General features: G+C 66.4%; 12 protein-coding genes. 1 reads left to right on the top strand and 11 read right to left on the bottom strand.

Going from position 1 to position 11974, the window contains the following annotated elements:
• Positions 1 to 16: 16 nt before the first annotated feature.
• Both HSRCO_RS10570 and HSRCO_RS10565 read right to left on the bottom strand, forming a co-directional pair.
• A complete protein-coding gene (locus tag HSRCO_RS10570; protein WP_259517611.1) occupies positions 17 to 1534 on the bottom strand; it encodes a phosphoenolpyruvate carboxykinase (ATP) in 1518 nt (505 codons plus the stop codon).
• A 137-nt stretch (positions 1535 to 1671) separates the two neighbouring features.
• Complete coding sequence (locus HSRCO_RS10565) at positions 1672 to 2046, bottom strand: co-chaperone YbbN (RefSeq protein WP_259517610.1); 375 nt, start codon at positions 2044 to 2046, stop codon at positions 1672 to 1674.
• A gap of 118 nt (positions 2047 to 2164) precedes the next feature.
• On the opposite strand from HSRCO_RS10565, the gene HSRCO_RS10560 reads away from it, so the two are divergent.
• On the top strand, positions 2165 to 3079 hold the full coding sequence (locus HSRCO_RS10560) for a PLP-dependent cysteine synthase family protein (RefSeq protein ID WP_259517609.1): 915 nt from the start codon (positions 2165 to 2167) through the stop codon (positions 3077 to 3079).
• On the opposite strand, the gene HSRCO_RS10555 is transcribed toward HSRCO_RS10560, so the two are convergent.
• From HSRCO_RS10555 to HSRCO_RS10515, 9 genes are all read right to left on the bottom strand, one after another.
• Entirely contained in the window at positions 3076 to 3528 is a 453-nt protein-coding gene (locus HSRCO_RS10555) for a DUF5804 family protein (protein ID WP_259517608.1), read from the bottom strand. The genes HSRCO_RS10560 and HSRCO_RS10555 overlap by 4 nt on opposite strands.
• Entirely contained in the window at positions 3525 to 4727 is a 1203-nt protein-coding gene (locus HSRCO_RS10550) for a tRNA sulfurtransferase (protein WP_259517607.1), read from the bottom strand. Before HSRCO_RS10550 ends, HSRCO_RS10555 begins: the two co-directional genes overlap by 4 nt.
• Before the next feature lie 37 nt (positions 4728 to 4764).
• Positions 4765 to 5970 carry a methionine adenosyltransferase gene (locus HSRCO_RS10545; RefSeq protein WP_259517606.1) on the bottom strand — a complete coding sequence of 402 codons (1206 nt, stop codon included), beginning with the start codon at positions 5968 to 5970 and terminating at the stop codon, positions 4765 to 4767.
• 93 nt (positions 5971 to 6063) lie between these two features.
• A complete protein-coding gene (gene cyaB / locus HSRCO_RS10540; protein ID WP_259517605.1) occupies positions 6064 to 6609 on the bottom strand; it encodes a class IV adenylate cyclase in 546 nt (181 codons plus the stop codon).
• 87 nt (positions 6610 to 6696) lie between these two features.
• On the bottom strand, positions 6697 to 7554 hold the full coding sequence (locus tag HSRCO_RS10535; RefSeq protein WP_259517604.1) for a bifunctional 2-polyprenyl-6-hydroxyphenol methylase/3-demethylubiquinol 3-O-methyltransferase UbiG: 858 nt from the start codon (positions 7552 to 7554) through the stop codon (positions 6697 to 6699).
• Positions 7554 to 7985, bottom strand: a complete 432-nt coding sequence (locus HSRCO_RS10530; protein ID WP_259517603.1) for a 6-carboxytetrahydropterin synthase — start codon at positions 7983 to 7985, stop codon at positions 7554 to 7556. Before HSRCO_RS10530 ends, HSRCO_RS10535 begins: the two co-directional genes overlap by 1 nt.
• Positions 7982 to 8989: a zinc-binding alcohol dehydrogenase gene (locus tag HSRCO_RS10525; RefSeq protein ID WP_259519796.1), complete on the bottom strand. Its 1008-nt coding sequence runs from the start codon at positions 8987 to 8989 to the stop codon at positions 7982 to 7984. Before HSRCO_RS10525 ends, HSRCO_RS10530 begins: the two co-directional genes overlap by 4 nt.
• 169 nt (positions 8990 to 9158) lie before the next feature.
• Positions 9159 to 9938, bottom strand: coding sequence for a CDP-alcohol phosphatidyltransferase family protein (locus tag HSRCO_RS10520; protein WP_259517602.1), 780 nt, complete (start codon positions 9936 to 9938; stop codon positions 9159 to 9161).
• The gene (locus HSRCO_RS10515; RefSeq protein ID WP_259517601.1) at positions 9935 to 11920 is read right to left on the bottom strand and encodes an aldo/keto reductase; all 1986 of its coding nucleotides are present in this window, start codon (positions 11918 to 11920) and stop codon (positions 9935 to 9937) included. Before HSRCO_RS10515 ends, HSRCO_RS10520 begins: the two co-directional genes overlap by 4 nt.
• Positions 11921 to 11974 lie beyond the last annotated feature (54 nt).

The raw sequence follows: 11974 nt of genomic DNA, 5'->3' as shown, positions 1-11974 counted from the left end.
ATATCCACGGACGTGCTCAGTACGCGGCGTCGACGATGGTCTCCCGGAGGTCCTCGAACTGGGCCAGATACTCGCGTCGTTCCTCGCGCAATGCGGCGTGTTCCTCGGCGAAGTCGTCGACGACCGACGGTACGTCGAATCGTGAGACGTCCATGCCGGGGACTTCGTCCGGGACGGTCATCCCGATGTCGTCGTCCTCTCGCCACTCGACGGTCCCGCGTGCGGTCTCGGTGAGTAGCCGCACCGTATCCTCGACACCGATATCCACGGCGTCCCCGCCGATGGTCCCGGTGTTGATCACGAACGTATCGACGTCCAGATCGGCGATGAGGTCGTGGAAGCGGTTCCCCTCCGCCCCTTTGGAACCGATGATGAACGGGTTCGTGCCGACCACGCGGATGGACTCGCCCGCGCTGTCGGGGTCGCCGGCGCTCGTCTGCACCGACTCGCCCAGCATGAAGGCGGCCGCCGCCTGTTCGTCGGAGAGCTTCGCTATCGGCGGCATGAGCGGATTGCGGGTGATGAAAAACACCTGATCGATGGACTCGAGGTCGATGTCCTCGGACGCGCTCGACATCGTCTCCCGCTGGACGACCGCGCGGGAGTTCGTGGTGTGTTCGTCCCGGTCGAAGTCGACGCTCCCGTCAGCCGCGACGGAGACGTTCTCGAGGATGGCGCTCTCCCGGGTCGCGGCATCGTAGAGTTCGGGCTGTTGTTCACGTGTGAGACCGATGGTCTTGATGTAGAGTCCCTTGCCCTCGCTCCCGGCGACGACGCCGTCGGTCCGAAGCGCACAGACGTCGTCCTGGAGCATCTCCGCCGTCTCCGGGTCGTCGAGCCAGAAGCCGTGTCCCGTCAGCGTCGATTTGCCGGTCCCGGAGAGGCCGAGGAACACCTGGCCGACGGTCTCGAGGTCGCCGTCCCGTTCGAGACGCACGCGTTTGCTCCCCGCGTGGAGGCCCAGCCCGCCGGCTTCCTTCGCGCGGCGCATGAACAACCGGAGGAACGATTTCTTCGCCTCGCCGGTGTAGTCGCTGCCGAGCACGACGGTCAGTCCCTGGTCCGGGAGGACGCGGATTGCGGTCCGGTCGTCGTCCGGTATCTGGATGGTGACGAAATCCGGGTCGTCACCCTCGGCCGGTTCGAGGAGTTTCGCCCACCCGAGCGCGATGCGGCCGTACGCCTTCGGGACGAACAGCCTGGCGTGATAGGACTCTTCGGGGTGACGACCGACCGTGCGATCGACGCAGACGAACTCCTCGTCCCCGGCGTCGACGATGTCGAGTGCCTCCTCGACGAGGTCGTAATCTGCTCGCTCGAACTCGTCGTCGATGGCGTTTTTCGTCTTCTCAGCACTTCGGGACCGGTACTCGCTCACGTACGATGGCGCACCGAACGAGGTCGTTCGCTCCAGGTCTCGGGAGAAGGCGCGGAGGTCCTCGAAAGATGGATTCACCGTGACGTGGTCGGCGTCATTCGGTTGTCGGACGGCTTCGGACAGCCCGTTCTCGAGGGCGGTGCCGGAGTTACTCATCGGTTGGGACTCCAGCGTCTCGGTACAAAAGATGACCGTTTCCGCCAGGATAAAAAGTGATTGTTTCGGTCACGTCGTGTCTCACGGGCGTGAACTCGTCGGTCCCGCCGTCTGCGTACTGGCCAGATGAACCGTTCTCAGTACGTTGCCGCGTCGACGTCTCCGAACTGACTCGCGAGATGGACCGCCGCCGGGACTGGTTCTTCCTCGACGAAGCGGGCGATTTCCTCGCCGTCCCGCTCGACGACGATGCTCGGGATGAACTCGATGCCGTACTTCTCGGTTCCGTCGCCGTTCTTCTCGCGGTCGACCTCGACCTGTTCGATCCGGTCGTCCTCGATTCCCGCCGCGTCGAGTGCGGCGGCGAATTCGGGAAGTTGGTTTCGGGTGTCCGGACACCAGTCGGCGCCCCAGACGGTGATGACGACGTCCTCGTCCAGGTCGGCGAAGGCGTCGACGACCTCCCGGTGGGCGTCGACGTCCCAGTTGGGGGCGGGTTCCATCGATTCCATGGGTTCGCTCGCGGATTGGCGGCCGAGGCGTTTAATCTCCCCGCTCCCGGCAGCGACGAGCCGGCGGGGAGCGTCGCGGTCACCACTGGTAAGTACGCCGACGGTCTACCTCTCGACGATGTACGACTCCGTCCTGGAGACGATCGGGTCACCGCTCGTGCGCATCGACGGACCTGACGGAACGACCGTCGCGGCGAAACTCGAAGGACGGAACCCGGGTGGATCGGCGAAAGACCGGCCGGCACTCGAGATGATAACCGCGGCAGAGCGGGCGGGCCACATCGAACCAGGCGGCCGACTCGTCGAGGCGACCAGCGGGAACACGGGCATCGGTCTCGCGTTCGTCGCAGCGGCGCGTGGGTACGACCTCACCATCGTGATGCCGGCGTCGATGTCCCCCGAACGGCGCCGACTCATGCGGGCCTACGGCGCGACGGTCGAACTCGTCGATGGCGACGTCGGCGAGGCGAATCGACGGGCCGAGGCCATCGCCGCGGACGAGGGTGCCTTTCACATCTCGCAGTTCACGAATCCCAACAATCCCGAAGCCCACTACCGAACCACCGGCCCCGAGATCGCCGACCAGGTCGAGGGACGGACCGTCGATGCCTTCGTGGCGGCCGTGGGGACGGGCGGCACCATCTCGGGGACGGCCCGCTACCTCCGCGAGGAGTATCCCGACCTCACCGTCGTCGGGGTCGAACCGGCCGCGAACCCCTTCGTCTCGACCGGCGAACCCGCTCCAGACGACTACCAGGGGATGGGCCCATCGTTCGTCCCGGAGACGCTCGACGTCGAACAGATCGACGCGGTCGAATCGGTCGCCCTCGAGGACGCCGAGCGGGAATGTCGTCGTCTCGCGTCGACGGAGGGCATCCTCGTCGGACAGTCGAGTGGCGCGGCGAGCGTGGCAGCCAGACGGGTGGCCGAGCGACTGGCCGCCGATCCGGACGGCCCCGGGGAGCCACTGATCGTGACCATCTTTCCCGATTCCGGCGAGCGGTATCTCTCGACCGGTCTCTTCGACGATTAGTCGCCGAACTCGGAGTCCGTGACCCGGACCACGACCGTCTCCTCGACCTCGCGCAGGTCGTACTCCGGCACGCCGTCGACGGTTCGTGCGGCGAACATCGGCTCGACGAGTTCGCCGTCCTGCACCCCGTAGACCTTCAGATAGTCGCCGGACTGCTCTTTCGTTATGGCGCCGTTCCGAATCGCGGTCGCGAGGTCCCGGGAGAGCCACTCCGTCTCGCTGATGGAGCGGTCCTGGACGAACGCCTCACGGGCGAGTCTGACGAGATACCAGTTGAGGTCGTTCAACAGCGAGACCGCCGCCCCCAGACTCACCGTGTCCACGGCGAGTGCGTTCTCGAAGGGGGTTTCGAACTCGTAGGGGGCGAGTGCAGACCGCGCCGTCTCGTAGGCGAGTAGGTCCGCTTTGATGGCGACGTCCGCCTGGCCGAGGATACAGACCCTGGTCACGGTGCCCCCTCGACGACGCTTTCTGGCTCGCCGACCTCGATCACCTCGACGTTCTCCGCCGCTTTCGTGGCCCACTCGAACATCTCGGGTGGCTCGGCGGCTTCGACAGCCGCGACGGTCGCTCGCGTCGCGGGTTTGTCTGGAGCGACCCGATGACAGCCGGCGTCGATGGTCGAGTCCTCGTAGGTCCCGATCCGGCGGGCTTCGGCGATGATCTCCTGTTTGTCCCAGGTCAGCAGTGGCCGGTGGATCGGCAGCTCCGTGGCCCGATCGACTGCGGCGAGGTTCCGGACCGTCTGACTCGACTTCTGTCCAACTGCCTCCCCGGTGACCACGCCGGCAGCACCCTCCGCCTCGGCGACGTGTTCGGCAATCCGGTACATCAACCGCCGGAACGAGAGCATCCGCGTCGAGGAAATCGCTTCGACCAGTCGGTCCACGTACTCGCCGACGTGGACGACTCTGGGTCGCACGTCCTGGGCGGGCGCGAATCGGGAGAGCGTCTCGATGGTCGCGATGGCCCTGGCCCGGTGGTCGCTGCCGCCGTAGTCTCCAAGGTCGAGGTAGACCGGGACGATGGGCGACCCACGCCGCATCGCCTGCCAGGCGGCCACCGGCGAATCGATGCCACCGCTGACGAGTGCGACGAGCGGGGCCTGGCTTCCGAGCGGAAAGCCACCTGGGCCGTCTCGTCTCTCGGTGAAGATGTACGCGTCCTCGTCGCGGACCTCCACGTAAAACGGGTGATCCGGGTCGTCGAGGTCGACTCCGGGGTCGAACTCGGACTCGACGGCCTGCCAGATGGCGTCCCCACCCCGCTTGCCGACCTCGTGGCTCGTGAAATCGTGGTCGCCGGTCCGCCGCGCATCGACGGCGAAGGTCCCACCGTCGTAGGTCACGGTCGCTATCTCCGCCAGCGTCTCGGTTATCGCGTCGATCGACGCCGGGACGGTTCGTGCTGGACTGGCGGTGTGAACGCCGAAGACGTCCGTGACTGTGTCCGTCGCCACCTCCGCCGCCGGCGTTCTGACGAACAACCGTCCCCACTCGTGGTCCACCGTTCCCGAAACGCCCCGATCATCGAGCATTGCGGCGACGCGGTCGGCGAGGTCCCCCTCCATCGACGCCTGGACGTGGGCGGATTTCACACCGATGTCTCCGTGTCTGACGAGCACCGCGTCGGCACCGGGGACCGTCATGTCCGGGAGAACGGACCCGTACCCTATACCGCCTTCGCTAGAACGTCGTCAGTTCGCCGTCGATCGTCCGTTCGGTGACGTCGGCCACGTGGGCGAGTTCGTCGTCTACGATGTCCCGGACATCCTGCTCGATGTCGCCCAGGCCGACGCCGTCCTCGGTCGTCACGTGGACGTCGGCGACGTGGGGATCGTCGATCGGCGAGCCGATCTGGCTGAGCAGGCGGACACGGAGGTCCCGGATGCCGGCGACGTTGTCGACGACGCGGCCAGCGATCTGGTTCGAGAGGAGGTTGTAGATCTTGCCGATGTGGTTGACCGGGTTCTTCCCGCTCGTCGCCTCCATCGACATCGAGCGGTTTGGGGTGATGAGCCCGTTCGCGCGATTGCCCCGGCCCACCGAGCCGTCGTCACCCTGTTCGGCGCTCGTCCCGGTGGTGGTGAGGTAGATGGAGCCCTCGTCGTAGTCGTCGGCCGTGTTGACGTGCACCCGTACCTCCCGGTCCGTAAATTCGTAGGCGAGGTCGTTCACGAAGTCGCGGACCGCCTCGACCTCGGCCTTGTAGGCGTCCATGTTCGGAACGTAGGCGTCGACCATCGCGGCGGCGACCGTCAGATCGATCGTGTTGCCTTCGCGCTTGCCCATCACCTTGACGTCCTCGCCGAGGGCGGGGTGACTCTCGCCGAACTCCGCGTCGAGACGTCGTTCGGTCTCCAGGACGATGCGCTCGGTCTCGGTGAGCGGTGCGTGCCCGACTCCGAAACTCGTGTCGTTGGCCATCGGGACGGCCGCGCCCGTTTCGCTGAAGACCTCCTGGAGGTCCCCGGAGCCCTCCCCGAGTTTGACGTCGACGATGACATCCGACTCGAGGTCGAGGTTGGGAATCGTCTCGCGGAGGTACGAACGGGCGGCCTCCAGCGCGATGGCGTCGACGGGAATCGCGGTCCCGTCGTAGTATTTCGTCGCGCGACCCACGAGGAGGATGTAGATCGGTTCGATCACCTCGCCACCACCGAAGGCGGGGGCGGCGTCGCCGGCGACCAGTTGGGTCTCGTCGGTGTTGTAGTGGAGGACCTTGTCGAACCGGTCCATGTATTCCTGGGCGAGTGCCCGAGAGACGGCCTCGGCGATGCCGTCGCAGATGGAGTCGGGGTGACCGATGCCCTTCCGCTCGACGATCTCGACCTCCTGGTCTTCGACCGCGCCGCGGTCGAGGGCCTGCACTCGAATGTTTCGCTCGGTCATTGTCGAAGGTTACCTGCCGGGCGTTCTATAACTTGCGAAAAGAACTGGGGCCGACAATATGCGCCACGCGCATTTTCGGTGGCGTCCCGGGCGCTATCCATCGTCCTCGAGCAACAGTCCGAGATAGGACGTCCGAATCTGCGATTCGGGGTCGAGATCCAGGCGGCGGAGGACCTCGTAGGCGCCGTCTCGAACCGACGAGACTGCCTCCCGTTCCGCTTCGGCCTCGACCTCCACGAACCCTCCGAGCCCCGCCACGTCGTCAAGAGAGACGACGTAGTCGTCGACTTCCCACCGTTCCCGCGTCTTCTCGACCGTCGCCGCCGGTTCGAACCCCAGCGAATCGAGGATGGCTTCGAACGTCGGTAGTTCGACGATGGGCGTCTCGATCTCCTCGCGGGTCTTCGAATCGTCCTCGACGAGCGGTCCTTTGTAGGTGAGGACCGTCTCGGATTCGCCCGCTGCATCGACTTCCCGCCTGATTCGGAGCGCTTCGTCGGTCTCGGCGAAGTTCCGATGGGGCACGTCGTAGTAGACGTCCGCCTGCTCGACGGTTCCCACGCGAGTGGCCTCGAGTCGTTCCAGTGCACTCCGGACGGCGTCGTGGTCCGCACGAACCTTCACTTCGACCTCGTACATGACTGGTCACTCACTCGGGTCGGGGAAAAGTCCTGTACATCTTCGGGGAGTTCGGAAGAAGACCTGCTCTGCAGGGGACCGCGCCGTTCAGTCCCCTGCCGTCCGGTACAGGAGGTCGTAATTGTGGGCGACGTAGGTCAGTTCGCTCGCGGCCAACTGGCTTCGCCGGACCTCGAGCCAGTCCGCGAGGTCAGGAACCGGCGGCGACGCATTCGAGAGCGACGACTCGACGAAGTCGAGAATTCGAGTGAGGAAGTACGCCTCGTCGGTCGGATAGACTCCGTCTCGCGGGCGGACGATCCAGTCGGAGGACGCGACGGCGAGCAACTCGCCCGGGCTGTCCTGGAACTCATGGAGTAGATGGCGGCCAGCCCGGGCGTCACGACCGGGTCGGGCGTCGATGGCCTGGTGGTACGCGTCGATCACCTGTTCGTCGGCCGGGTGGTCCGGCTGGAAGACCGTCTCGCCGTCGAAGGTGAGCGGGAGATACGCCAGCCCTCCGGGGCGCAGCGCCGTCGTGATGGTATCGAGCAGGGCCGGTATGGGAACCAGGTCTGCGAACGAGGCCGCGACGAAGAGGTCTGCGTCGCTCACGTCCGCGAACGCGTCGAGCGCGTCACCCACCACGAACGAGACGGCCATGTCATCGACCCGGAACCCCCTCGGTGAGACGTCGACCTGCCGACCACCATTCCGGAGTTCTTTCGGGCGATCGTCCCTGGCGAAGGCGATGACTGTCTCGTCCCGGTCCACACCGCGATACGTGCCGTCGGTGATTCCCAACTCGAGTAGCCGGGGAACCATCGTCCCGGTTCCACAGCCCGCTTCCAGGATGGTCGGGTCTGGCGGCAGCGACCGCCGCACCGTCGCCAGCACTTCGTCGGCCATCGCCCGGTCGTCGATCGACCGTTTCGCCTCCAGGTACCGGATCGCTGCGTGGTCCATCACTCGAGTCGACGCCGGTGACTGGCCCAGGCGGATTCGTCCTCCCAGATGCGGACCACGAGGCTATTCGGGGTGGCGTCGGGCAGTTCGGCAGCGATACGGTCGCCGACGTGGCGGGCGAATCGCTCCACGCTGGGGTTCTCGCCCTCGAATTCGGGGAGGTCGTTGAGGAGGGCGTCGCGATACCGGCTCTCGATCTCGTCGAGGATGTCGTTTACGGCGTCGATGTCCACGAGATAGCCGTATTCGTCGAGGGCGGGTCCTGCGAATCGAACCTCCAGTTCGAAGTGGTGGCTGTGGATCTCTCCCTCCGGCCCGGGATCGGGGACCGTGAGGAAGTGTTGGGCGACGAGATCACGGCTGACGCCGAGCGTATAGGTGGTTTCGGGGCGATTCGTCTCGACCGTTGCAGTGTCGGTAGTTCGGGTCATTCGTAGGTCAGGAGTACCTGGATGGCGGCCTCCGGTCGTCTATCGAGCAGGTGGTACGCGGCGTCGGCCTCGGCGAACGGGATCCGATGGGTTATCAACGAGTCGGTATCCATCGTCCGGAGCCGGTCGAGGGCGACTGCCGCTCGCCGGTCGCGCGTGAACCGACCCCGCGAATCAGGCGCGAGCGTGCTCACCTGACTCGATTCGATGGACACACGGTCCCGGTGGAAATCGGCGCCCAGATCGATATCGGCCCGTTTGGTTCCGTACCACGAGCCGACGATCACGCGGCTGTCGTACCCCGTCACGTCCAAAGCGTCGTCGAGTGCCGCCGGATTTCCGGAGAGTTCGTAGACGAGGTCGGCTCCCGCCGGGTCGCCGTCGAACTCGAGTTCGGTCCGCACTTCCGCCGGCGCGATGGCCCGGTCGGCCCCGAGTTCTCGTGCGTGCTCGCGTCGCTGCTCGAGTGGTTCCACGACGGTCAGTCGGCCGAGGGGGAACGACGAGAGCAGGTCGACGGTACAGAGGCCGACGATACCCGCCCCGAAGACCACTACGCGTTCGCCGATCCGTGGCCGTCCGTCGATGACGAGCGACGTCGCGGTCTCGACCGAGGGGAATAGCGCCATCGACTCCACCGGCAGTCCTTCGGGCACCGGGATGAGGCTGTCGGGGGTGGCGGCGAATCGCGATTCGTGCGGGTTGAACGCGAAGACCGATCGCCCTCGCCAGTCGTCGTCGACGGATCGGCCGGTCTCGGTGACCGTCCCGACCGTGGCGTAGCCGTATTTGACCGGATACGAGAGGTCGCCGTCGAGTGCGTCGATGGTCGCGTCCGCTTCGAGACTCCCCGGCGCCTCGTCCCGATAGATGAGGAGTTCGGTGCCAGCGCTGACCGCCGAGACGGTCGTCTCGACCAGCACCTCGTCCTCTGCAGCGGTCACTCGGGACTCCTGGATGGCGGTCTCCCCTGGGGCGGTGAAGTAGAGCGAGCGCTGCTCCATCAGCCCGAACACCACTCCTGCGGTGGTGCTCGAGGGCGACTCGTTGCTCTGGGCCATTGCCGGGTCACCCGTGCATCGGCGTGGTGAGACGGCGTGGTTCCGTCGGTCGCGAGGGCCGGTACCTCATAGCGAGCTATACGGTTCACATCGATAACAATACCCGGCACGGTTAATATTGTTCCCCACCCCCACGCCGACCGCTGACGACCAGGTAATCTCTGAGGAACACCAGCAGGGAGGGGAGTAACGCGACCACGGCGAGCGTGTGAATCGTCTCGGCCGACACGAGCGGAGCGAGTGCGACGGTGATGAATGCCATCTGAAAACCCGCGAGCGGCCGCCGGACCCTGCTCTCGGGCAGTTCGAAGACTGGCCGGCCTCGCCGTTGTCGCCACGTTTTGCCCGCGAGGAACAGATATCGGGCCACCGAGAGCGAGAGGTACCAGACCGGCAACCGCCCCCAGAGGACGGCGACGACCGGTCCGACCACGAACCCGACCGAGTCGAACGCCATGTCCAGTTTCGCACCGAGGACGGTCGTCCGTCCGTTCATCCGCGCCAGGAACCCGTCGACGGCGTCAAGCGCGGACCCCGCCCCGTAGAGCAGGGCCGGAAGCCAGCCGATCCACCGGGTCGGTTCGAGAAACGCGAAACCAGCGATGGCCGCGAACAGGCCGCCTCTGGCGAGGGTCACGTGGTTCGCGACGCCGAGCGAATCGAACGCCGGTCGCGATGCCCCTGCAGGGTGGTTGTGCTCGAGGAGGCGGTAGCAATACGCCAGTGCAATGGCCGCGACCGCGGCTGTCGGAATCGCCCATCGGACGGCGGTCGACGTTCCTGCGAGAGTACCCACTCCGAGGGCGATCGCCAGTACTGAGAGGGTGAACCCCACGACCACGCGGCCGAACGGCCGTTCGAGTCCGGATCGGTCGACGGTCTGTCCGGTCATGGCTCGAACGTCGGGTCCTCGAGGGCGTCGATCCGTGCTCGTTCGGCGCTGTCCAGACGAATCCGGGCTGCTGCGAGGTTCTCGACGATGTGATCGCGGTCGTTGCTCGCGGGTATCGGGACCACGCCACGGGCACGATTCCAGGCGAGGACGACCTGCGCAGGGGTGCTGTCGTGTGTCTCGGCGACGTCGAGCAGGACTGGCTCTTCGAGGAGTCCGGGGGCGGAGAGTGGCGAGTGGGCGACGACCCGGATGCCCAGGTCCTGACAGGTCTCGACCAGCGCGCGCCGTGGTCGATACGGGTGGGATTCGACCTGGACGATCGCCGGGGGTATCCTGGCCGACTCCAGTACCGTCTCTAGCTGTTCGACGGTCACGTTGCTCAACCCCAGCGTGCGGGTGAGGCCCCGGTCGTGGAGTCGTTCCATGCGCCCCCAGGTCTCCGTCAGTGGGACATCGACCGTCGCAGGGTGTCCGGTCTCGTCGGTGGGGAAGGTCAACGCCTCCTGCTCGTCGACCGGTTTCGCTGCCAGATCCTCGAGCGGTCCCTGGTATGTCCAGGCTTCGGGCCAGTGGAGGAGGTAGGCGTCGAACGACTCGAGACCGAGTTCGGCCAGGCTCCCCTCGCAGGCCTCGGCGACGTGTTCGTGGTTCGTATTCCAGACCTTCCCGATGATGGCGTAGTGGTCCCTGTCCGGCGTCCCCGCCCTCGCGAGGAGGGCTCCGATCCGCGATTCGTTGCCGTAGAGTTCGGCGGAGTCGAACAGTCGGTAGCCAGCGTCGATGGCCGTCGCGATGGAGTCGATGCGGTCGACGTACGTGCCGTCTCTGTATCGTGAAGCGCCGAAACCGATCGGCGGCAGCCGTATCGCGGATCCCCGTCCCGGCTCGCGGGGCGATTCGGACCCCTGGCCGCCCGATGGCGGTCGGACCGGTGGCCCGTCGGGCAAGCTGGCGGAGAACCCGTGGCTGGGGACGCGAACGTCGCCGCCATCGGCGGCGGCCTCCTCGATGGCGTTACAGACGGCGACGACGTGCACGGCCCGCCGCGCGTCGTTCGTCGGACGCTCGCCGGCGCGGATGGATTCGGCCAGCCGGGTGGGGCCGTCGACGTACGATTGCGGTCGCGGCGGGGACGGGGGCGGCGCGGCGACGTATTCGCGACCGTTTGCACCGACCGATACCGCTTTCGGGCCGGCCGACATCGCACCGGTATCCGGGAGGTAGAGCGAGCCTTCGTCGCCGTGGATCTCGAGGCTGTAGAACTCGCGACTGCGATGGGGAACGTAGAGACTCGTCGAAAGTCGGACGGTGGGGCCGCTTTCGAAGTCGAGGGTTGCCTCGACGTGGGGTGCGCGACCGGGAGTGCCGTCCTCGCCGTCCGGCCAGACGTCGATGGCGTCGGCCGTCCTGACGCGTTCGACCGGCCCGAACCACGCGACGAGCAGGTTCAACGGATAGACCGCGCCATCGTAGAGCGGGCCGACCGCGAGGAACGAGTCGGGATTCTCGTGCCACTCCGTGACCCGCCCGACGTGGGCGTGGGCGTACGCGAGGCGAATCTCGCCGAAGCGACGGTCGCCGAGGAGGGTCCCGGCGTGTGTCTGTGCCGCTCCGCGATGATTGATCGGGGCCGCTGCGAGGGCCAGGTCGTTTCGTTCGGCTATTGCCAGCAGTTCGGCCGCGCGGTCGGCACTCATCGCCAGTGGCTTCTCGCTGAAGACGTGTCGACCCGCGGTCAGTGCCGTCTCGGTCACTCCCGCGTGGGCGGTGTGGCTGGTCAGGTTGACGACCAGGGGCGCGGCTTCCGCCGCCAATAGCTCCGTCAGGTCCTCGTAGGCGGTCGCCCCGTGGCTATCGGCGAGTGCTTGCGCTCGATCGAACCGCCGGTCGCACACCGCCGTCAGCTCCAGGGGGGCGGTTTCGAGACCGTCTGCGTACTGCTCTGCGACCGAACCCGCACCGACGAAGACGCATTCCACGCCACTGCATTCGAGAGCCAGGATAAAAATGTAAAGGCCACGAAATTATAACCC

The sequence above is a fragment of the Halanaeroarchaeum sp. HSR-CO genome, from assembly GCF_024972755.1.
Lineage (GTDB): Archaea > Halobacteriota > Halobacteria > Halobacteriales > Halobacteriaceae > Halanaeroarchaeum.
This window is presented reverse-complemented; position numbering and strand designations above follow the sequence as displayed.